Below are 18,988 nucleotides of genomic sequence, written 5' to 3'. Positions count from 1 at the left end.
GGGCGCCCGGGGAATTCCCCGGGCGCCCTCGGCGTGTGCGGGCGGACGGAGCGGACGTCATCCCCGGCGCGCCGAGGACAGGGTCCGCTGGGCCATCGCCACCACCGCCGCGTCGATGAAGCGGCCGTCGGGGAGGGCCTGGGCACCCTCGTTCGACGCCGCTGCCTTGACGATCGTCTCCGCCTCCTCGATCTCCGCGGGCGTGGGGAGGTAGGCCCGCTGGATCACCGGCAGCTGGCGCGGGTGGATCGCCGCGCGGCCCAGGAAGCCGAGGGCGCGGCCGTGGGCGCAGGAGGCGGCGAGGCCGTCCAGGTCGCGGATGTCGGGATGGACGGACTGGGGCGGCGGGGCCAGCCCTGCCGCGCGGGCGGCGACGACCACCCGGGAGCGCGGCCAGTCGAGGCCGGCCTCGGCCCGTACGCCCAGGTCGGCCCGTAGATCGGCCTCGCCGAGGGAGACGCCCCGCAGGGACGGGTGGGCGGTGGCGATCGCGTAGGCGTGCTCGATGCCGAGGGCCGACTCCAGGAGGGCGTACAGAGGGAGCGGGGTGGTCACGGCGACCTGCCTGATCTCGTCCGGGGAGGTCACCTTCGGCAGCCGTAGTCCGGACACTCCCGGCAGTGCGGTCAGAGACCCGAGGTCCGCGGACGCCCAGGGTCCGTCCAGGGCGTTGACGCGGACGTGGACCGGGACCGGCTGCGGCTCACGGAGGCGTTCGGCGGTGGCCGCGCGGGCGTACTCCTTGCGGTCGGGGGCGACCGCGTCCTCCAGGTCGATCACCACCACGTCGGCGCCCGCGGCCAGCGCCTTGGTCACCACGTGCGGGCGGTCGCCGGGGACGTAGAGCCAGGTGAGCGGCAGCGGCGTCATACGGCGCCCTCCTCGCGCAGGGCTCGCAGGCGGGCCGGGGTGAGGCCGAGCTCGGTGAGCACCGCGTCGGTGTCGGCGCCGTGCGGGCGCCCGGCCCAGCGGATCGCGCCGGGTGTGGCGGACAGCCGGAAGAGGACGTTCTGCATGCGCAGCGGGCCCAGCTCCGGGTCGGCGACGGTGGTGACCGTGTCCAGGGCCCGGTACTGGGGGTCCGCCATCACGTCCCGTACGTCCTGGACCGGGGCGACGGCCGCCTCCGCCCGCTCGAAGGCCGCGAGCACCTCGGCGCGGGTGCGGGCCGCGATCCAGGAGCCCACCGCCTCGTCCAGCACATCGGCGTGCGCGGCACGCTCCGCGCCCGTGGCGAACCACGGCTCCTCGATCAGCTCCGGCCGGCCCACCAGCCGTATCACCCGCTCCGCCACCGACTGCGCGGAGGTGGAGACGGCGACCCAGGTGCCGTCGGCGGTGCGGTAGGTGTTGCGCGGGGCGTTGTTCGCGGACCGGTTGCCGGTGCGTTCCTGGACGTGGCCGAGCTGGTCGTACCAGGTGGGCTGGGGGCCGAGGACGGCGAGGATCGGCTCGATGATCGCCATGTCCACGACCTGCCCGGCGCCGGTCCGGTCACGGGCGGCCAGGGCCGTCAGCACGGCGTACGCCGTCGTCAGGGCCGCGACCGAGTCCGCGAGACCGAAGGGAGGGAGCGTCGGTGGCGCGTCCGGTTCGCCGGTGAGGGCCGCGAAACCGCTCAGCGCCTCGGCGAGCGTGCCGAAGCCGGGCCGGTGCGCGTACGGGCCGAACTGGCCGAAGGCCGTGACCCTGGCCAAGATCAGCCGCGGGTTGGCGGCGGACAGCTCCGCCCAGCCCAGGCCCCACTTCTCCAGGGTGCCGGGGCGGAAGTTCTCGATCACCACGTCGGCGGTCGCGGCGAGCCGGAGCAGGGTGGCGCGGCCGCCGGGCTTGGACAGGTCGAGGGTGATGGCGCGCTTGTTGCGGCCGAGCACCTTCCACCACAGCCCGACGCCGTGCTTGGCCGGGCCGTGGCCCCGGGACGGGTCGGGCCGGACCGGATGCTCGACCTTGATCACCTCGGCGCCGAAGTCACCGAGCAGGGTGGCCGCCATGGGTCCGGCGAAGAGGGTCGCCAGGTCGAGGACCCGCAGGCCGTCCAGAGGCTGGTGGTGCGGGCGCGTACGCGCGGTCGTCTGCGTGGTCGTGCTCATGCGGTGTACTGGGCCTCGATCTCCGGGCGGTACGGCATCGACGCCGACGCTCCCTCCCGCTGCACGGACAGGGCCGCCGCGGCCGCCGCCCAGGACAGGGCCTCGCGTACCGGCTTCTCCTCGGCGAGGGCCACCGCGAGCGCGCCGACGAAGGTGTCGCCCGCGCCGGTGGAGTCCACGGCCTTCACCCGGGGCGCGGGCACCACCAGCCGTTCGGCGCCCCGGGCCAGATACAGGCTGCCGGTCGGGCCGAGCGTGACGAGGACCTCCGGGACCAGGTCCAGCAGGGCGGCGGCCGCCTCGCCCGGGTCGGTGCGGCCGGTGAGGGTGACCGCCTCGTACTCGTTCGGGATCAACAGGTCGGTCGCGGCGAGGAGTTCGGGGGGGAGCGGCTGGGCGGGGGCCGGGGTGAGGATTGTACGGACACCGTGCCGGTGGGCCGCCTGCGCGCCCGCGACGACCGCGGCCAGCGGGATCTCCAGCTGGAGCAGCAGGGCGTCGGCGGAGGCGATCACTTCCTCGTCGCCCGGGGCGAGGTGGTCGACGGTGCCGTTGGCGCCCGGGATGACGACGATGGAGTTGCCGCCCTCGTCGTCCACCACGATGTGCGCGGTGCCGGACGGGCCCTCGATCGTGCGCAGGAAGTCGGTGTCCACGCCCGAGTGTTCGAGGGTGTCGCGCAGGCGCAGGCCGAAGGCGTCGTTGCCGACCGCGCCGATCATCGAGACCGTGGCGCCGGCGCGGGCGGCGGCGATCGCCTGGTTGGCGCCCTTGCCGCCGGGGGTCGTACGGAAGTCCCGGCCCGTCACGGTCTCGCCGCGCTGCGGTGCCTTGGTGACGTAGGTGACGAGGTCCATGTTCGAGCTGCCGAGGACGGCGATGTGGGTCATGGGCGGATCGCCTCCAGGTGGGTGAGGTGGGCGAGGGTGTCGAAGCCGGTGCCGTCGAAGCCGGCGACGGTGGTGGCGAGCCGGTTCTTCAGCGGGGCCCGCCAGTGCTCGGGGAGCGCGCTCGGGGAACCGGCGAGGAGGCCGCAGACGCTGCCCGCGGTCGCGCCGTTGGAATCGGTGTCCCAGCCGCCCGACACGGCACGGCAGATCGAGCCGGTGAAGTCGCCGTCCGCGTGGGTGAGCGCGGCGACGATCAGCGCGGTGTTGGGCAGGGCGTGGACCCAGTGGTGGGTGGGGCCGTAGGCGGCGTGGAGTTCGTCCACGACGTCGTCGAAGTCCCGGTGGCGCGCGGCCAGCCGGAGGGCGTGGTCGATCGCCCTCGCCAGGCGGGAGCGGGGCGGGACCACACCGCGGCCGGTGCGCAGGCAGGCGTGGACGTCGTCGGTGCCGGTGGCCGCCGAGGCCAGGGTGGCGGCCGTGAACATCGCCGCGTAGACGCCGTTGGCGGTGTGGGTGAGGACCGCGTCGCGGTACGCCTGCGCGGCGGCGGCCGCGGGGTCGCCCGGGTTGGTCCAGCCATGGACGTCGGCGCGGATCAGGGCGCCGATCCATTCGCGGAACGGGTTGCGGTGGCGGGCGGTGTGCGGGGGCTCGATACCGGAGAGGAGGTTGCGGAAGGCGACGCGCTCGGCGGTGAAGGCGCGGCCGGGCGGGAGTTCTTCGAGCCAGAGCCTCGCCACGTCGGTGGTGGTGAAGGCCTTCCCGTGGCGCTTGAGCAGGAGCAGGTTGAGGAGGGGGTAGTCGAGGTCGTCGTCCTCGGGCATGCCGTCGATGTTCTCGGCGAGGGAGGTCCGGGCCGAGCGGCGGTTCCAGGGGTGGCGGGCCAGCAGGTACTCGGGGACGCCCCGCGCCGTGAACCAGGTGGACAGCGGCCAGTTGTCGGCCGATCGGGCGAGGGCGCGGATGCCGTCCAGCGGGAGCTTCTCCACGGGCTTGCCGAGCAGACAGCCGATGGCCCGGCCCAGCCAGGCCGCTTCGAGGGCGAGCGGGGCGGGGGCCGGGCGGGGGCCCGCGGGCGGCTTCGGCCAGTCCGGGCACAGTGCCCTGATCCTCGCCAGGTCCGTCGGCTCGTCCTCGGTCAACGTGCTGGGCAGATCGGCGAGTTCGTCGAGCAGGTCCTCTGCCAGCAGGCGCAGATAGCGGGAGACCCGTGCGGGTGAGGCGCCCGCCCGGTCGGGGGCGTCCAGGCCTCCGGCCGCGCGCCATCGTGCCTCGATCCTCGACGGCTCGCGGCCGTCCAGGCGGGCCTGGTGGAGTTCGTGGCCCAGGAGGTCCTCCGGCTGGACCCAGGTCAGTCGGAGCATGGCGTGCCTCCGAGCGCCGTGAAGGCCCGCTCGTGTGCGCGCCGGCGGTTCACGTCCCGTTCGAAGATCTCGCGGGTGACCTCGGTCAGTGTGCGGGCCGGTTCCCACAGGTCGAGGCGGCTCGCCTCCGCCACCGCCTTCGCCCAGTCCTCGGGTACGGGGGAGCCGAGGGCGCCCGCGAGGGCACCGGCCATCGTCGCGATCGAGTCGCAGTCACGGCCGTAGTTGACCGAGCCCAGGACCGCCTGCCGGAAGTCGCCGTCCGCGACCAGCACCATGCCCAGGGCGATCGGGAGTTCCTCGACGGAGTGCAGTCGGGAGGGGCGCCGCGCACCGAGGGAGGGGGCGCGGTAGTCGGGGCCGACCGTGTCGTACGGGGCGATCGCCGCGCGGAGCGGGACCAGTGCCGACTCGAAGTCGCCGTGTCCGCCCGCCACTTCGCAGACCTTCTCGATCGCCGTGCGCGTGCCGTCCCTCGCCAGGGACAGACAGGCGGCCACGACCGAGTCCGGGCTCGCGTCCGGTGCGCAGGCGGCGGCGACGGCCGCGGCGAAGACCCCGGCCGCCTCCCTGCCGTACGACGACTGGTGCGCGCCCGCGATGTCGAGCGCCTCGGCGTACGCGGCGGCCGGGTCGGCCGCGTTGACCAGGCCGACGGGGGCCATGTACATCGCCGCGCCGCAGTTGACGATGTTGCCGACGCCCGCTTCCCGGGGGTCCACGTGACCGTAGGCCAGCCGCGCGACGAGCCACTTCTCCGCGAGGAACAGGCGCTGCAGCGGCAGCGCCTCGGCCTCGAGCTCCGGGATCCAGCGCGGGTTGGTCATCAGGTCCGGCACCAGGTGGTCGGCGACGGCGTACGCGTCGAGGTGGTCGCGTACGCGGGCGTAGACCCGGACCAGCGCGTGGGTCATCAAGGTGTCGTCGGTGACGTGTCCGTCGCCCTTGTGGTACGGGGCGAGGGGGCGGGCGGTGCGCCAGGCGTCGCCGTGCCAGGGTCCGACGATGCCGTGGACGCGGCCGCCGTGGCGGTCGGTGATCTGCTCGGGGGAGTAGCCCTCCACGGGACCGCCGAGCGCGTCGCCGACGGCGGCTCCGACCAGGGCCGCGGTGACCCGTTCGGCCAGACCGGTCTCGCGCGATTCATCTCCTATGGGCGTCATGCCCCGAATCATCCTCCTGGTCGGGCCCGTTGTGCGGCTTCCAGGAGTCCGGCGAGTTCCACCAGATCGGTGCCGGTGAGGCGGGGCAGGGCGCAGCCGGACAGGGTGCGGCAGGCGTCCCGCCAGGAGGCCGGGACGGCCGCGCCGCCGCCCAGGGCGCCGGTGAGCGCGCCCGCGAGGGCCGGGGCGGAGTCGGCGACCCGGGACAGGCAGGCGGCGGCGGGGACGGCCTCGGCGATACGGCCCCGCGCGGCCGTGGCCAGGGCGAGGGCGACGGGTACGGTCTCGGCGGCGGCGATGCCGTAGCTGTAGACGTGGTCGACGATCTGGTGTTCCAGGAGCGGGACGAGGGCGAAGGCCGACTCGCTCTCCTGGGCCAGGACGAGGGCGTGGCGGGTGTTGCGGCCGATCTCCGTCTCGGCGGGGAGTTCGGCGAGCGCGGCCGCGACGCAGGTGCCCGGGTCGGTCCCGGTGAGGGCGAGCGCGAGGGCCGCCGCCATCGCCCGGGCGCCGTGCACGCCGTCGCCGTCCTGGGTGTAGCGGGCGTCGAACTCGGCGAGGTCGGCGGCGCGTCCGGGGTCGCCGGGGTGGGCGACGGCGAGGACGCAGGCGCGGACACAGGCCGCGTCGTCGAAGTAGTGCGGGTTGTCGTGGCCGGTGGCAGGCGGGCGCAGGCCGGCGGCAAGGTTGCCGAGGCCGGCGCGGACGGAGATGCGGGCGCGCAGGGGGAGGACGGCGGACTCGACCTCGGGGGCGCGGTCCGCCGCCGCGGCGACCTCCGCGGCCACGGCGGTCCAGGTGAGGTCGATGGCGGTGCGCATACGGCGGTCCCGGCTCAGGTCGCCGAGTACGTCGTCGTCGCCGGCCCGCAGGACCGCCTCCGCGGCGAACGCCGCCCACTCGGCGTCGTCGGAGGGGCCGAGACGCAGGGGCTCGGGGGGCTGGTTGAGGGCGATCGGTACGGGGAGGGTGGTGGTGGCGTTGTGCTCGGCGAAGGTGTCCAGCTCGCGGGTGAGTCTGCGGGTCCACTCGGGCATGCGGGCGGCTCGGTGCCGGGCGGCGGGCCAGCCGGCGGCGTCTCCCGCGGCGAGGCCGAGGAGCAGCCCCTCGATACGGCGCGTCACGACAGTGCCTCGTTCTCCGGCTGCCCGGAGTTCCCCGCACCCACCAGGGGGCTCCGCCCCCCGGCCCCCCGGACCTCCGCCCACCCTCCCCCACGCTCGGCTGCGCTCGCGCGGGGGACCCCCATCCCGACTCGGCCGGCTGAGAAGCGGGAGGGAGGGGCGGGGCGGATTCGGTCGAACGGGTGGTGGGCTCTGTCGACTTGCAGGCGGTCGGGAGGGGTGGGGCGGGCTCGGTCGCCTGAGAGGACGGACAGAGGGGTGTGGTCGGCGCGGTTGGCGAGGTGATGGGACAGAGGGGTGTGGTGGGTTCGATTGGTTGGGTGGTGGGTTCGGCTGGTCGGGAGGTCGGTCGGAGGGGTGCGGTGGGTTCGGTTGGCTGAGGGGAGGGGCTGAGGGGTGTGGTCGGTTCGGGTGGCTGGGGCATGGTGCGGAGCAGCGTGGCCGGCCTGGAGGTGGGCGGGCCGGGCTCCGGTGGCTCGCCGGTGGGTGGGGTTCCCTCCGTTGCCGCCGGTCGCAGACCCTCCGGCAGACATCCCGGTACCACCACCCCCGCCCCCCACTTCCCGCCCTCCTCCGGAACCAGTAGTTCCGCCACGTCGAGGATGTGGTGGCCGGCCATGGACGGCAGGCAGCGGCCCCGGGCCGGGCCGATGGCCGCGGCCCATTCCGGGGGGATGGCCGAGAGCCCCTGCGTCGCGCCGGACAGCGCGCCCGCCACCGCCGCCGTCGTGTCCGCGTCGCGCCCCATGTTGACCGCCGTGAGCACCGCCTCCCGGAAGTCCCCGTCGGCCGCCGCGTACGCGCCGAAGGCGAGGGCGACCGCCTCGGGCGCCAGGTCGGTCCAGGGATAGCCACCGATCACCACCGCTGAGCGCACCGCGCGTTCGCCCCGGTGGGCCACGGTCACCGCGCGGCGCAGGGAGCGGGCCGTCCAGGAGTCGTCGGGGACGACGGCGAGGGCCGAGGCGATCACCACCGCGGGCGAGGCGCCCGCCATCGCCGCCGCCACTCCCGCCGCGACCGCCTGACCGCCGTAGATGCCCTCGCCGTCATGACTGACCGAGCCGTCGATCGCGACCAGCCGCGCGGCTTCGGCGGGGCGGCCCGACGCGAAGACGCCGAAGGGGGCCGCCCGCATCGCCAGACCGTCGCTCCAGGCATGGCGGTGCTGGGCGGAGATGGGGGCCGCGAGACCCCGGCGCAGGTTCTCCAGCGTGCCGCGCTCGCTGAAGCCCGCACCGCGGAAGGGGCCCTCGGCCCGGTCGGCGATCCACTCGTGCCAGGCGCCCTCGACATGGGCGGGGGTGAGTGCCGAGCCGTGCCGGGCCAGCAGCAGGCCCGAGAAGATCGCGTACTCGGTGTCGTCGGTGCCGGCCGGCCGCTCGGTGACGTACCCCGTGATACGGCCCCAGCGGGCGCGGATCTCGGAGGGCCTGAGGTTCTCCGCGGGCGCCCCGAGCGCATCACCCACGGCCAGGCCCAGCAGCGCGCCACGGGCCCGTTCGCGGAGTCCGGCGGCGTCCCCCGGCGCCGCGAGCGGGGGAGTGCAGGCAATCGATGCCATGGGCGGCCTCTCCTTCGAGCAGGGGCCTGGGAGCCCCTTTGCGGATGTGTCCCACGGACACGGCCCGCGCGTGCCTCTACGGGGCCCGCATCACCCACTCGACATCTGAGCCAAGACCATCACGGATGAGCATTCGACGGTAAAACCGCAGGTTAGCTCAGCCTTTCCTTGCTGGCGCCAGGGAAATGATCGGCGTATGTTCGGTGTTGTCGAAAAGTAGAACTCGTCCAAAGTTAGCTTTGGCTAAGCTTCCTGGGGGACCCCGCATGGCCATCATCGAAACCGAGGCGCCGCTGCACGAGGCGCACCGCGACAACCACACGCACCGCGACGTGAACGGCGGCTGGCTGCGCCCCGCCGTCTTCGGCGCGATGGACGGCCTGGTCTCCAACCTCGCCCTGATGACCGGTGTGGCGGGTGGCTCCGTCAGTCACCAGACGATCGTCATCACCGGGCTCGCGGGGCTCGCCGCGGGCGCCTTCTCCATGGCGGCCGGCGAGTACACCTCCGTCGCCTCCCAGCGTGAGCTCGTCGAGGCCGAGCTCGACGTCGAGCGGCGCGAGCTGCGCAAGCACCCGCAGGACGAGGAGGCCGAGCTCGCCGCACTGTACGTGGCCCGCGGTGTCGAGCCCGCACTGGCCCGTGAAGTTGCCCGGCAGCTGTCCGAGGATCCCGAGCAGGCCCTGGAGATCCATGCCCGCGAAGAGCTGGGCATCGACCCCGGTGATCTGCCGTCGCCGCTGGTGGCCGCCGTGTCGTCCTTCGGGTCGTTCGCGCTCGGCGCCCTGCTGCCCGTCCTGCCGTATCTGCTGGGGGCGGCCGCCCTCTGGCCGGCCGTGCTCCTCGCGCTCGCCGGGCTCTTCGGCTGTGGTGCGGTCGTGGCCAAGGTGACCGCGCGGACCTGGTGGTACAGCGGGCTCAGGCAGCTCGCGCTCGGCGGTGCGGCGGCCGGTGTGACGTACGCCCTGGGCACCCTGATCGGAACGGCCGTAGGATAGCTCGGCCGGTACTTATACATTGAGCCGCATAAGTAGCCGTTACTCGCTGGTTTCAGATGCGTGACCACCGGGCATGAGCCGTAAGCGCTGTGGGCAATGACGCCTGCGGCGCACTCGCGGGAGAGGTGAAGACACTTCCTCCGCCCTTCGGGCCGATAGGCGCGGATCTGATCGATCTTGTCCTGCTCGGCTCCCCCATACTTTCCGCCGCCTGTGTGCGGCGCCCGCCGTGACCCCGCGGCACCTGCCGTAACTCGTGCGGCGTCCGCATGCTGGAACGCTGTATCCGGTTCCCGAGAACCGCCCCATCATGTAACCTGCACGAAATTTCGCACTCCACGCAGAGGGCCAACGTCGTCCCTCGGCACTTGCCACATGCCACATGACGACGACGGGAGAGCCGATGCGTACGCCGCGCCAGCCGTCCCAGCATTCCGTGAATGGCCAGAACTGGTCGTTCATGGATGCTCGCCCTGCTGCGCAGGGTATGTACGACCCCCGCAACGAGCGCGACGCCTGTGGCGTCGGCTTCGTGGCCACCCTCACCGGCGAGGCGAGCCATGCGCTGGTCGAACAGGCGCTCACGGTTCTGCGTAACCTCGAGCACCGCGGCGCCACCGGCTCCGAACCCGACTCCGGTGACGGCGCGGGCATCCTCTCCCAGGTGCCGGACGCCTTCTTCCGTGAGGTGGCCGGATTCGACCTCCCCGCGGCGGGCTCGTACGCCGTCGGCATCGCCTTCCTGCCCGAGGACGGGACCGAGGACGCCGTCTCGCGGATCGAGACGATCGCGGCCGAGGAGGACCTGACCGTCCTCGGCTGGCGCGAGGTCCCCGCCGCGCCCGAGCTGCTGGGTGCGACCGCCCGGTCCACCATGCCGGCCTTCCGCCAGATCTTCGTGGCCGACGGAGCCAGCGAGGGCATCGCGCTGGACCGCAAGGCCTTCGTGCTGCGCAAGCGCGCCGAGCGCGAGGCGGGTGTCTACTTCCCGTCGCTCTCCGCCCGCACGATCGTCTACAAGGGCATGCTGACCACCGGCCAGCTCGAGCCCTTCTTCCCGGACCTGTCCGACCGCCGCTTCGGCTCCGCGGTCGCGCTCGTCCACTCGCGCTTCTCCACGAACACCTTCCCGTCGTGGCCGCTCGCGCACCCCTACCGCTTCGTCGCCCACAACGGTGAGATCAACACCGTCAAGGGCAACCGCAACTGGATGCGCGCCCGCGAGTCGCAGCTGGTCTCCGACCTGTTCGGCGACGGCGACCTGCAGCGCGTCTTCCCGGTCTGCACCCCGGACGCCTCCGACTCCGCCTCCTTCGACGAGGTGCTGGAGCTGCTCCACCTGGGCGGCCGTTCGCTGCCGCACTCCGTGCTGATGATGATCCCGGAGGCGTGGGAGAACCACGACTCCATGGACCCGGTCCGGCGCGCCTTCTACGGCTACCACTCCACGATGATGGAGCCCTGGGACGGCCCCGCCTGCGTCACCTTCACCGACGGCACCCAGGTCGGCGCCGTGCTCGACCGCAACGGCCTGCGCCCCGGCCGCTACTGGGTCACCGACGACGGCCTGGTCGTCCTCGGCTCCGAGGTCGGCGTCCTCGACATCGACCCCGCCAAGGTCGTCCGCAAGGGCCGTCTGCAGCCCGGCAAGATGTTCCTGGTCGACACCGCCGAGCACCGCATCATCGAGGACGACGAGGTCAAGGCCTCCCTCGCCGCCGAGCAGCCCTACGGCGAGTGGCTGGAGGCCGGCGAGATCGAGCTGGGCGACCTGCCCGAGCGCGAGCACATCGTCCACACCCACGCCTCGGTCACCCGCCGCCAGCAGACCTTCGGCTACACCGAGGAGGAGCTGCGCGTCATCCTCGCGCCGATGGCCAAGGCCGCCGCCGAGCCGATCGGCTCCATGGGCACCGACTCGCCGATCGCGGCCCTCTCCGAGCGCCCGCGTCTGCTGTTCGACTACTTCACCCAGCTCTTCGCGCAGGTCACCAACCCCCCGCTGGACGCGATCCGCGAGGAACTCGTCACCTCGCTGCGCTCCTCGCTCGGCCCGCAGGGCAACCTGCTCGACCCGACCGCCGCCTCCTGCCGGTCCGTCGTGCTGCCCTTCCCGGTCATCGACAACGACGAGCTGGCCAAGCTCATCCACATCAACGCCGACGGCGACATGCCCGGCTTCAAGGCCGCGACCCTGTCGGGCCTGTTCCGGGTCTCCGGCGGCGGTGACACGCTCGCCGCGCGCATCGAGGAGATCTGCGCCGAGGCCGACGCGGCCATCGAGAACGGCGCCCGTCTGATCGTCCTCTCGGACCGCCACTCCGACGCCGAGCACGCCCCGATCCCGTCGCTGCTGCTCACCGCGGCCGTCCACCACCACCTCATCCGTACCAAGCAGCGCACCCACGTGGGCCTGCTGGTCGAGGCCGGAGACGTCCGCGAGGTCCACCACGTCGCCCTGCTGATCGGCTTCGGCGCCGCCGCCGTCAACCCGTACCTGGCGATGGAGTCCGTCGAGGACCTGGTCCGCGCGGGCACCTTCCTGTCGGACATCGAGGCCGAGAAGGCCATCCGCAACCTGATCTACGCCCTCGGCAAGGGCGTCCTGAAGGTCATGTCCAAGATGGGCATCTCCACCGTCGCCTCCTACCGAGGCGCCCAGGTCTTCGAGGCCGTCGGCCTGGACGAGGCCTTCGTGGAGAAGTACTTCAACGGCACGGCCACCAAGATCGGCGGCGTCGGCATCGACGTCATCGCCCAGGAGGTCGCCGCCCGCCACGCCAAGGCCTACCCGGCTTCGGGTATCGCTCCCGCGCACCGCGCCCTCGAGATCGGCGGCGAGTACCAGTGGCGCCGCGAGGGTGAGCCGCACCTGTTCGACCCGGAGACGGTCTTCCGCCTCCAGCACTCCACGCGCACCGGCCGCTTCGACATCTTCAAGAAGTACACCGAGCGAGTGAACGAGCAGTCCGAGCGTCTGATGACGCTGCGCGGCCTGTTCGGCTTCAAGTCCGGCGCCGCCGGCCGCCAGCCGATCTCCGTCGACGAGGTCGAGCCGGTGAGCGAGATCGTCAAGCGCTTCTCCACCGGCGCCATGTCGTACGGCTCCATCTCCAAGGAGGCGCACGAGACCCTCGCCATCGCCATGAACCAGCTGGGCGGCAAGTCCAACACCGGTGAGGGCGGCGAGGACCCGGAGCGCCTGTACGACCCGGCGCGGCGCAGCGCCATCAAGCAGGTCGCCTCCGGCCGCTTCGGCGTGACGAGCGAGTACCTCGTCAACGCCGACGACATCCAGATCAAGATGGCCCAGGGCGCCAAGCCCGGCGAGGGCGGCCAGCTGCCCGGCCACAAGGTCTACCCGTGGGTCGCCAAGACGCGTCACTCGACGCCGGGCGTGGGCCTCATCTCCCCGCCGCCGCACCACGACATCTACTCCATCGAGGACCTGGCCCAGCTGATCCACGACCTCAAGAACGCGAACCCGCAGGCGCGGATTCACGTCAAGCTGGTCTCCGAGGTCGGCGTCGGCACGGTCGCGGCGGGTGTGTCGAAGGCACACGCGGACGTCGTGCTCATCTCGGGTCACGACGGCGGTACGGGTGCCTCCCCGCTGACGTCGCTCAAGCACGCCGGTGGTCCTTGGGAGTTGGGCCTCGCCGAGACCCAGCAGACCCTGCTGCTCAACGGCCTGCGCGACCGGATCGTGGTCCAGACGGACGGTCAGCTGAAGACCGGCCGTGACGTGGTCATCGCCGCGCTGCTCGGCGCCGAGGAGTTCGGTTTCGCGACCGCGCCGCTCGTCGTCTCCGGCTGCGTGATGATGCGCGTGTGCCACCTGGACACCTGCCCGGTCGGCATCGCCACCCAGAACCCGACCCTGCGCGACCGCTTCGCCGGCAAGGCCGAATACGTGGTGAACTTCTTCCAGTTCATCGCGGAGGAGGTCCGCGAGATCCTCGCCGAGCTGGGCTTCCGCTCCATCGAGGAGGCCGTCGGCCACGCCGAGGTCCTCGACGTGGCGCGCGCCGTGGACCACTGGAAGGCGCAGGGCCTGGACCTGGAGCCGCTCTTCCACGTGCCCGAGCTGCCCGAGGGCGCGGTCCGTCACCGGCTGATCGCCCAGGACCACGGCCTGGAGAAGGCCCTGGACAACGAGCTGATCAAGCTGGCCGCCGACGCTCTGGCCGCGAACGACGCGACCGAGGCCCAGCCGGTGCGCGCCCAGGTCGCCATCCGCAACATCAACCGCACGGTCGGCACCATGCTCGGCCACGAGGTGACGAAGAAGTTCGGCGGCGCGGGCCTGCCCGAGGACACCGTCGACATCACCTTCACCGGCTCGGCCGGCCAGTCCTTCGGCGCGTTCCTGCCGCGCGGTGTCACGCTGCGCCTCGAAGGCGACGCCAACGACTACGTCGGCAAGGGCCTCTCGGGCGGCCGGATCGTCGTCCGCCCGGACCGCGCGGCCGACCACCTCGCCGAGTACTCGACCATCGCGGGCAACACCATCGCCTACGGCGCCACCGGCGGCGAGCTGTTCCTGCGCGGCCGGACCGGTGAGCGGTTCTGCGTCCGCAACTCCGGCGCACTGGTCGTCTCCGAGGGCGTGGGCGACCACGGCTGCGAGTACATGACCGGCGGTCGCGCGGTGGTCCTCGGCGAGACGGGCCGCAACTTCGCGGCCGGCATGTCCGGCGGTATCGCCTACGTCATCGACCTCGACCGCGACAACGTCAACGTCGGCAACGCGGACGCCGTCGAGGCGCTGGACGAGACGGACCGGCAGTGGCTGCACGACGTGGTGCGCCGCCACGCCGAGGAGACCGGCTCGACGGTCGCCGAGAAGCTGCTCGCCGACTGGGACACGGCCGTGGCGCGGTTCAGCAAGATCATCCCCAGCACGTACAAGGCAGTGCTCGCCGCCAAGGACGCCGCCGAGCGAGCGGGTCTCACCGAGACCGAGATCACCGAGAAGATGATGGAGGCGGCGATCAATGGCTGACCCGAAGGGCTTCCTGAACCACGGCCGTGAGGTCGCCCGGACCCGCCCCGTCGCCGAGCGCGTCAAGGACTGGAGCGAGGTCTACGTCCCCGGTTCCCTGCTGCCGATCATCAGCAAGCAGGCCAGCCGGTGCATGGACTGCGGCATCCCGTTCTGCCACAACGGCTGTCCGCTCGGGAACCTCATCCCCGAGTGGAACGACTACGCCTACCGCGAGGACTGGGCGGCCGCCTCCGAGCGCCTGCACGCGACGAACAACTTCCCGGAGTTCACCGGTCGCCTCTGCCCGGCCCCTTGCGAGTCGGCCTGTGTGCTCGGCATCAACCAGCCGGCCGTCACCATCAAGAACGTCGAGGTCTCGATCATCGACAAGGCGTGGGAGACCGGTGACGTCGCCCCGCAGGCGCCCGAGCGCCTGTCCGGCAAGACGGTCGCGGTCATCGGCTCGGGCCCGGCGGGCCTGGCCGCCGCCCAGCAGCTGACCCGGGCCGGCCACACCGTCGCCGTCTACGAGCGCGCGGACCGCGTCGGCGGCCTCCTCCGGTACGGCATCCCCGAGTTCAAGATGGAGAAGCGGCACATCAACCGCCGTATCGAGCAGATGCGCGCGGAGGGCACCCGCTTCCGCACCGGCATCGAGATCGGCCGTGACCTGAAGGCGACGGACCTGAAGAAGCGGTACGACGCCGTGGTCCTGGCCGTCGGCGCGACGACCGCCCGCGACCTGCCGGTGCCCGGCCGTGACCTCAAGGGCATCTACCAGGCGATGGAGTACCTGCCGCTGGCCAACAAGGTCCAGGAGGGCGACTACGTCACCGCTCCGATCTCGGCCGAGGGCAAGCATGTCGTCGTCATCGGCGGCGGTGACACCGGCGCCGACTGCGTGGGCACCGCCCACCGCCAGGGCGCGGCCTCCGTCACCCAGCTGGAGATCATGCCCCGCCCGGGCGACGAGCGGAACGCGGTCGCCCAGCCCTGGCCGACCTTCCCGATGCTCTACAAGGTGACGAGCGCCCACGAGGAGGGCGGCGAGCGGGTCTACTCCGTCTCCACCACCCACTTCGAGGGCGACGAGGACGGCAACGTCCAGTGGCTGCACCTGAGCGAGGTCGAGTTCGTCGACGGCAGGCTGACCCCGAAGCCGGGCACCGAGCGCAGGATCCCGGCCCAGCTGGTCACCCTCGCCATGGGCTTCACCGGCACCGACCGGGACAACGGCCTGGTCGAGCAGTTCGGTCTCGAACTCGACGAGCGGGGTAACATCGCCCGGGACGCCGACTTCCAGACCAACGTGCCGGGCGTGTTCGTCGCCGGTGACGCCGGTCGCGGCCAGTCCCTGATCGTGTGGGCGATCGCGGAGGGCCGCTCGGCCGCCCGCGGCGTCGACCGCCACCTGACCGGAGCCAGCGACCTGCCGGCGCCGATCCGCCCGACGGACCGTGCCCTGATGGTCTGACGGTTCATCAGAACGTCCCGTACAAAGGCGTACGGAACACTGACGGCGCCTGCCCGCAGTCCCCGACCGGACTGGGCAGGTGCCGTCGCCTTTTCGGCGTCAACGCGCCACCAGGCCCTGGAACCTCACCGTCGCGTCCTCGGTGTACGCCCCCACTCTGCCGTGTTGGTACGGGCGCTCGGTGTCCGTGAACGTCACCAGCGGCTTCCCGCCGACGGACACCGCGAGCACCGCGCCGCGCTGCCCGACCCGCACCTCGTACCAGTCGCCCACGGGGTACCGGGTCTTCCCGGTGGCCAGGAAGCGCTGGCCCCCCGGATACGCGGGATCCCGCTTGCCCAGCTCCCAGCCGTTGGGCTTGAGGGTGATGTAGTAGAAGTGCTCCGGGTCGGTGTACGCCCACACCAGCCAGGGGACCTCCCACGGGTTCGGGTCGGGATCGCGCAGCTGTCGCACGGTCCGCATCCGCGCCTCGTACCGCACGTCCCTGTACGAGGCGGTGCTCACCACGAGGCTCGCGTGCGTGGTGCCGGGGTCCTCGGCGGCCCTGGGGGACAGCGACAGGGAGTCGTCGTCGCCCAGGTTGGTGCCGTGGCCGTTGAACACCGAGAGCCAGCGGCCGTGCGTCGTGCCGTCGATCCACGGCTCGGGCGGCGGTGAGCCGTTGCCCCGGCACTGGCTCAGGGTGACCGACAGCAGTGCGGTCAGGGCGAGCGCGAGTGCCAGGGTCGTGAGAAGACGGCCCCTGCGCCCCTGCGGAATCGGCGGGATCCGGCGGCGGGGACGCAGGGGTGACGATGTCATGCCGCCGAGTATGGCCCGGACGCGGTGAGGCCGACCGGCACTTCGGCGGCGAAGTCCTCGGCGAGCTGGGCGAGTACGCGGGTGGCGGCCAGCCCGTCGCCGAACGGATTGCCCGCGGCCGCCATCCTGCGGTACTGCGCCGGATCGTCGAGGAGCCGCTCGGCCCAGCTCACGATGGCGTCCGGGTCCGTGCCGATCAGCAGGGCCGCACCCGCCTCGACCGCCTCCGGACGCTCGGTGGTGGTGCGCAGCACCAGCGCGGGCTTGCTCAGACTGGGGGCCTCCTCCTGGATACCGCCGGAGTCGGTGAGGACCAGGTCGCACTCGGCCAGCGTCGCCGCGAAGTCCAGGTAGCCGAGCGGCTCGACGAGCGAGATGCCGGTGTGGCCGTCGAGTTCGGGCAGCAGCGCGTCCCGTACCGCGGGGCTCTTGTGCAGCGGCAGCACGATCTCCACGTCACCGCGCCCGGCGAGCCGGGCCAGCGCCCGGCCCATGCCGCGCATCCGCTCGCCCTGGTTCTCCCGCCGGTGCAGGGTGACCAGGATCCGCTTGGCGCCGGTGCGGAACGCGGAGGTCCCGGTCCCCTCGGCCAGCACCCACAGCAGGTTGTCGATCACCGTGTTGCCGGTGGTGAAGACCTGCTCGGCGGAGACGCCCTCGTCGGTCAGGTGCCGGGCCGCGCGCGGGGTCGGGGCGAAGTGCCAGCGGGCGATGCGGCCGATCAGGCTGCGGTTGAGCTCCTCCGGGAAGGGGTTGTCGATGACTCCGGTGCGCAGTCCCGCCTCGACATGGGCGACCGGGATCTTCTCGTAGAAGGCGGCCAGGGCGCCGGCCAGCGCGGTCGTGGTGTCCCCCTGCACCACGACCAGGTCCGGCCGTTGGTCGCGCATGACCTCGCCGAGCTCGCCGACCAGCCGGGCGGTCAGCTCGGACAGCTCCTGGCGGCTGCGCATCACATCGAGGGCGATCCGTACGTCGACGCACAGCAGGCCGAGCATCTGCTGGAGCATCTCGCGGTGCTGGCCGGTGGTGACGACGATCGGTTCGAACTGTGTGTCGTCGGCCATCGCCCGCGCCACCGGCGCCAGTTTGATCGCCTCCGGCCGGGTCCCGAGCACGAGCATGGCGCGTACGGGCACGACTGACGGATGTGTGGACATGACAGGCCCCCCTAGGGCATGCGCGGTCGTCACAGGACCGCGTCAGGGTGTGAGCGGTGCGGAGATGAGAGATGAGAGATGAGAGACGCGCGGCGGGAAGGCCGCGGGCGAGGTACGGGCGTCCTCAGGTGCGCGCGGTCTTCAGCCAGGTCTGCTTGCCGGTGAGCATCCGCCAGAACCCCCACCAGCCGGCGGCGAACCAGATGTAGCCGTAGAAGACGAAGACGTGGGCGAGCAGGACGCTGCGCACCAGCCCGAGTTCGCGCTCCCGCTTGGCGTAGATGAACCCGTACGCGTAGGCGGTCGTGAACGAGAGCAGATACGGGCCGAGCAGCCACATGGGCGAGACGAGCGGATGTCCCACCTGGACCGAGGCCGTGACGGTGGCGCCCAGGGCGACCAGGAACGAGACCGGCAGCAGCGAGGTGAGCAGGATCAGGACCGGACTGGACAGGTGGTAGAGCATGTCCAGCGCGGGCCGGGTCGGTACCTCCCGCAGGATGAGCGGGACGAGACCGGCGGACTGCAGATGGCCCTGGAACCAGCGGGATCGCTGCCGGATCAGGCGCCGCAGGCTGAGCACGGCCTGCTGGGAGACCGCGGCCGTGGTGCAGTGCATGTTGGTCCAGCCTTTGGCGATCAGCCGCACGCCGAGGTCGAGGTCCTCGGTGAGGCTGTCGCTCCACGGGCCGGCACCATCCACGGCGTTCAGCGTGTTGAGCGCGGACAGCCGCATGAACTGCCCGTTGCCGCCCATGCCCACGCTGCCGATGAAGCGGCGCGCGCTCTGGAACACGTCGCCGTACACGACGAACTCCATGTCCTGCATGCGGGCCAGCAGCCCCTGCCCCCGGTTGTACATACGGACGCAGATCTGGACCGCGCCCGTGGCGGGATCGTCGAAGCACGGATCCACGGACTGCACGACGTGCGGGTCCAGCCGTCCGTCGGCGTCGACCACGCACAGGACGACGTCCGCCGGGTCATGCCCGGCCAGCAGGCCGGACTCCCTGAGGTGCCGTACGCCGTCGTTGAGCGCGGCGCCCTTGCCCCGGCGGGCGTTCGGCGGGGTACGCCGGTGCAGCCGGACCAGGGCCGGATCCGCGGCCAGCGCGATCTCGCCGGTGCGGTCGTCCGAACCGTCGTCGATGACCAGTGCCATGAAATTCCCGGCGGGCAGAGAAGTGATGCGCGCCAGGCTTTCGGAAAGTACTTTCTCCTCGTTCAGACAGGCGAGCAGAAATACGTAGAAGCGCGGTCTCCGGTCGGTCCGGGAGCGGCGAATTCTGCGCCGTGAGAGAAGGAAAAGGCTGGTGTTGTAACAGCCGGCCATCACGATCAGTGTGATGCTCGACCACAGGAGCAAC

The 18,988-nt window shown here is 72.3% G+C and carries 12 protein-coding genes and 1 pseudogene; 3 read left to right on the top strand and 10 right to left on the bottom strand.

Annotated elements, in window-relative coordinates:
• Nucleotides 1-57 precede the first annotated feature (57 nt).
• The 7 genes and pseudogenes from AVL59_RS37165 to AVL59_RS51855 all read right to left on the bottom strand — a co-directional run.
• Nucleotides 58-870, bottom strand: coding sequence for an HpcH/HpaI aldolase/citrate lyase family protein (locus tag AVL59_RS37165; protein WP_067313459.1), 813 nt, complete (start codon nucleotides 868-870; stop codon nucleotides 58-60).
• Nucleotides 867-2,093: a CaiB/BaiF CoA transferase family protein gene (locus tag AVL59_RS37160; RefSeq protein ID WP_208870506.1), complete on the bottom strand. Its 1,227-nt coding sequence runs from the start codon at nucleotides 2,091-2,093 to the stop codon at nucleotides 867-869. Before AVL59_RS37160 ends, AVL59_RS37165 begins: the two co-directional genes overlap by 4 nt.
• On the bottom strand, nucleotides 2,090-2,983 hold the full coding sequence (gene rbsK / locus AVL59_RS37155) for a ribokinase (protein ID WP_067313458.1): 894 nt from the start codon (nucleotides 2,981-2,983) through the stop codon (nucleotides 2,090-2,092). Before rbsK ends, AVL59_RS37160 begins: the two co-directional genes overlap by 4 nt.
• Nucleotides 2,980-4,347 carry an ADP-ribosylglycohydrolase family protein gene (locus AVL59_RS37150; protein WP_067313456.1) on the bottom strand — a complete coding sequence of 456 codons (1,368 nt, stop codon included), beginning with the start codon at nucleotides 4,345-4,347 and terminating at the stop codon, nucleotides 2,980-2,982. Before AVL59_RS37150 ends, rbsK begins: the two co-directional genes overlap by 4 nt.
• Nucleotides 4,335-5,510, bottom strand: coding sequence for an ADP-ribosylglycohydrolase family protein (locus tag AVL59_RS37145; protein WP_067313454.1), 1,176 nt, complete (start codon nucleotides 5,508-5,510; stop codon nucleotides 4,335-4,337). The genes AVL59_RS37150 and AVL59_RS37145 overlap by 13 nt, the downstream gene beginning before the upstream one ends.
• An 8-nt stretch (nucleotides 5,511-5,518) precedes the next feature.
• The gene (locus AVL59_RS37140; protein WP_418361210.1) at nucleotides 5,519-6,718 is read right to left on the bottom strand and encodes an ADP-ribosylglycohydrolase family protein; all 1,200 of its coding nucleotides are present in this window, start codon (nucleotides 6,716-6,718) and stop codon (nucleotides 5,519-5,521) included.
• 640 nt (nucleotides 6,719-7,358) lie between these two features.
• Nucleotides 7,359-8,198 (bottom strand): annotated as a pseudogene (locus AVL59_RS51855) (ADP-ribosylglycohydrolase family protein); the annotation flags it as partial.
• Nucleotides 8,199-8,464: 266 nt separating this feature from the next.
• Between AVL59_RS51855 and AVL59_RS37130 the strand changes: the two are divergent.
• The 3 genes from AVL59_RS37130 (at nucleotide 8,465) to AVL59_RS37120 (ending at nucleotide 15,657) form a co-directional block, all read left to right on the top strand.
• Nucleotides 8,465-9,196 (top strand): VIT1/CCC1 transporter family protein, encoded by a 732-nt coding sequence (locus AVL59_RS37130; protein ID WP_067313449.1) that lies wholly within the window; start codon nucleotides 8,465-8,467, stop codon nucleotides 9,194-9,196.
• Between the two features lie 403 nt (nucleotides 9,197-9,599).
• Nucleotides 9,600-14,201, top strand: coding sequence for a glutamate synthase large subunit (gene gltB / locus AVL59_RS37125; RefSeq protein ID WP_208870505.1), 4,602 nt, complete (start codon nucleotides 9,600-9,602; stop codon nucleotides 14,199-14,201).
• Nucleotides 14,194-15,657 carry a glutamate synthase subunit beta gene (locus AVL59_RS37120; protein ID WP_067313445.1) on the top strand — a complete coding sequence of 488 codons (1,464 nt, stop codon included), beginning with the start codon at nucleotides 14,194-14,196 and terminating at the stop codon, nucleotides 15,655-15,657. The genes gltB and AVL59_RS37120 overlap by 8 nt, the downstream gene beginning before the upstream one ends.
• 99 nt (nucleotides 15,658-15,756) lie before the next feature.
• Here AVL59_RS37120 and AVL59_RS37115 read toward each other — a convergent pair whose 3' ends face one another.
• The 3 genes from AVL59_RS37115 to AVL59_RS37105 all read right to left on the bottom strand — a co-directional run bounded on the left by AVL59_RS37115 (nucleotide 15,757) and on the right by AVL59_RS37105 (nucleotide 18,954).
• A complete protein-coding gene (locus AVL59_RS37115) occupies nucleotides 15,757-16,461 on the bottom strand; it encodes a calcium-binding protein (RefSeq protein ID WP_237281780.1) in 705 nt (234 codons plus the stop codon).
• A complete protein-coding gene (gene wecB, locus AVL59_RS37110) occupies nucleotides 16,458-17,621 on the bottom strand; it encodes a non-hydrolyzing UDP-N-acetylglucosamine 2-epimerase (RefSeq protein WP_067313443.1) in 1,164 nt (387 codons plus the stop codon). Before wecB ends, AVL59_RS37115 begins: the two co-directional genes overlap by 4 nt.
• Nucleotides 17,622-17,745: 124 nt before the next feature.
• The gene (locus AVL59_RS37105) at nucleotides 17,746-18,954 is read right to left on the bottom strand and encodes a glycosyltransferase (RefSeq protein WP_237281947.1); all 1,209 of its coding nucleotides are present in this window, start codon (nucleotides 18,952-18,954) and stop codon (nucleotides 17,746-17,748) included.
• Nucleotides 18,955-18,988: the final 34 nt, after the last annotated feature.

Origin of the sequence: Streptomyces griseochromogenes (assembly GCF_001542625.1) — a bacterium.
GTDB lineage: Bacteria > Actinomycetota > Actinomycetes > Streptomycetales > Streptomycetaceae > Streptomyces > Streptomyces griseochromogenes.
Note: the sequence above shows the minus strand (reverse complement) of the source record. Positions and strands in the feature narration are given on the sequence as shown.

What these genes read in the sequence shown, in the direction of transcription:
- AVL59_RS37165 (WP_067313459.1), bottom strand. Translation starts at nt 870, where the DNA reads ATGACGCCGCTGCCGCTCACCTGGCTCTACGTCCCCGGCGACCGCCCG.
- AVL59_RS37160 (WP_208870506.1), bottom strand. Translation starts at nt 2,093, where the DNA reads ATGAGCACGACCACGCAGACGACCGCGCGTACGCGCCCGCACCACCAG.
- rbsK (WP_067313458.1), bottom strand. Translation starts at nt 2,983, where the DNA reads ATGACCCACATCGCCGTCCTCGGCAGCTCGAACATGGACCTCGTCACC.
- AVL59_RS37150 (WP_067313456.1), bottom strand. Translation starts at nt 4,347, where the DNA reads ATGCTCCGACTGACCTGGGTCCAGCCGGAGGACCTCCTGGGCCACGAA.
- AVL59_RS37145 (WP_067313454.1), bottom strand. Translation starts at nt 5,510, where the DNA reads ATGACGCCCATAGGAGATGAATCGCGCGAGACCGGTCTGGCCGAACGG.
- AVL59_RS37130 (WP_067313449.1), top strand. Translation starts at nt 8,465, where the DNA reads ATGGCCATCATCGAAACCGAGGCGCCGCTGCACGAGGCGCACCGCGAC.
- gltB (WP_208870505.1), top strand. Translation starts at nt 9,600, where the DNA reads ATGCGTACGCCGCGCCAGCCGTCCCAGCATTCCGTGAATGGCCAGAAC.
- AVL59_RS37120 (WP_067313445.1), top strand. Translation starts at nt 14,194, where the DNA reads ATGGCTGACCCGAAGGGCTTCCTGAACCACGGCCGTGAGGTCGCCCGG.
- AVL59_RS37115 (WP_237281780.1), bottom strand. Translation starts at nt 16,461, where the DNA reads ATGACATCGTCACCCCTGCGTCCCCGCCGCCGGATCCCGCCGATTCCG.
- wecB (WP_067313443.1), bottom strand. Translation starts at nt 17,621, where the DNA reads ATGTCCACACATCCGTCAGTCGTGCCCGTACGCGCCATGCTCGTGCTC.
- AVL59_RS37105 (WP_237281947.1), bottom strand. Translation starts at nt 18,954, where the DNA reads ATGGCCGGCTGTTACAACACCAGCCTTTTCCTTCTCTCACGGCGCAGA.